The organism is Hominibacterium faecale (assembly GCF_020734085.1).
In the GTDB taxonomy this organism is placed as follows: domain Bacteria; phylum Bacillota; class Clostridia; order Peptostreptococcales; family Anaerovoracaceae; genus Hominibacterium; species Hominibacterium faecale.
Genome location: NZ_JAJAGH010000027.1, coordinates 1 through 1,783, shown reverse-complemented (window position 1 = coordinate 1,783; position 1,783 = coordinate 1). Strand labels below are relative to the sequence as shown.

Genomic DNA, 1,783 nt, shown 5'->3' with positions numbered 1-1,783 from the left:
TGTAAACTCATAGTGCAGAAACGTTCGTCTCCTTAGAAAGGAGGTGATCCAGCCGCACCTTCCGATACGGCTACCTTGTTACGACTTCACCCCAGTCATTGATTTCGCCTTAGGCAGCCTATTTACTAGCCGACTTCGGGCGCCCCCAACTTCCATGGTGTGACGGGCGGTGTGTACAAGACCCGGGAACGCATTCACCGCAGCATTCTGATCTGCGATTACTAGCAACTCCGACTTCATGCAGGCGAGTTGCAGCCTGCAATCCGAACTGGGATCGGTTTTTGAGATTTGCTCCACCTTGCGGTCTCGCTTCTCTTTGTACCGACCATTGTAGCACGTGTGTAGCCCAGGACATAAGGGGCATGATGATTTGACGTCATCCCCACCTTCCTCCGTGTTATCCACGGCAGTCTCATTAGAGTTCTCATCTTACTGTTAGCAACTAATGACAAGGGTTGCGCTCGTTGCGGGACTTAACCCAACATCTCACGACACGAGCTGACGACAACCATGCACCACCTGTCTCCCCCGTCCGTAGAAAGGTCCGATTAAGGACCGGTCGGAGGGATGTCAAGCCCTGGTAAGGTTCTTCGCGTTGCTTCGAATTAAACCACATGCTCCGCTGCTTGTGCGGGTCCCCGTCAATTCCTTTGAGTTTTACACTTGCGTGCGTACTCCCCAGGCGGAGCACTTAATGCGTTAACTCCGGCACCGAACTCTTGCGAGCCCGACACCTAGTGCTCATCGTTTACGGCGTGGACTACCAGGGTATCTAATCCTGTTTGCTCCCCACGCTTTCGTATCTCAGTGTCAGTTACTGTCCAGAAAGCCGCCTTCGCCACTGGTGTTCCTCCTAATATCTACGCATTTCACCGCTACACTAGGAATTCCGCTTTCCTCTCCAGCACTCAAGTCTCTCAGTTCACGGGGCGAACAATGGTTAAGCCATTGCCTTATACCCTGCGCTTAAGAAACCACCTACATACTCTTTACGCCCAATAATTCCGGATAACGCTTGCCCCCTACGTATTACCGCGGCTGCTGGCACGTAGTTAGCCGGGGCTTCCTCCTTGGGTACCGTCATTTTTTCTTCCCCAAGGACAGAGCTTTACGACCCAAAGGCCTTCTTCGCTCACGCGGCGTTGCTGCATCAGGGTTTCCCCCATTGTGCAATATTCCCCACTGCTGCCTCCCGTAGGAGTTTGGACCGTGTCTCAGTTCCAATGTGGCCGATCACCCTCTCAGGTCGGCTACTGATCGTTGCCTTGGTAGGCCGTTACCCCACCAACTAACTAATCAGACGCAGGCCCATCCTCTGCCGATAAATCTTTGACCGTCTGCCCATGCGGACATACAGCATCATGAGGTTTTAATCCCGGTTTCCCGAGGCTATCCCTCTGCAAAGGGCAGGTTGCCTACGCGTTACTCACCCGTCCGCCGCTTTCCACTGATTCTCTCAACCGAAGTGTCAATCATCAGCTTCTCGCTCGACTTGCATGTGTTAGGCACGCCGCCAGCGTTCATCCTGAGCCAGGATCAAACTCTCATATAAATGGTATTTAAATCTCTTTCGAGACATAAATCTAGTTTGTTCTTACTCTTCCGAACGCATCGCGTTTCGCGATTTCTTTCGAAATTATTGTTGTTTCTTTTTTAGAAATTGTCGGAAACTCTCACGCAATTGTCTTACCAATTTTATGATTGTTTCTTTCTTTAATCTCCTTGAGAATCTCTCGATTCCCGTTTTGACTAAATTTCTACACTATGAAGTTTTCAAGGTTCT

At 50.6% G+C, this 1,783-nt stretch carries 1 rRNA gene; it reads right to left on the bottom strand.

Features of this window, described 5'->3' with window-relative positions:
- Positions 1–36: 36 nt before the first annotated feature.
- Positions 37–1,552 (bottom strand): 16S ribosomal RNA (locus tag LG211_RS19945).
- Between the last annotated feature and the right edge of the window lie 231 nt (positions 1,553–1,783).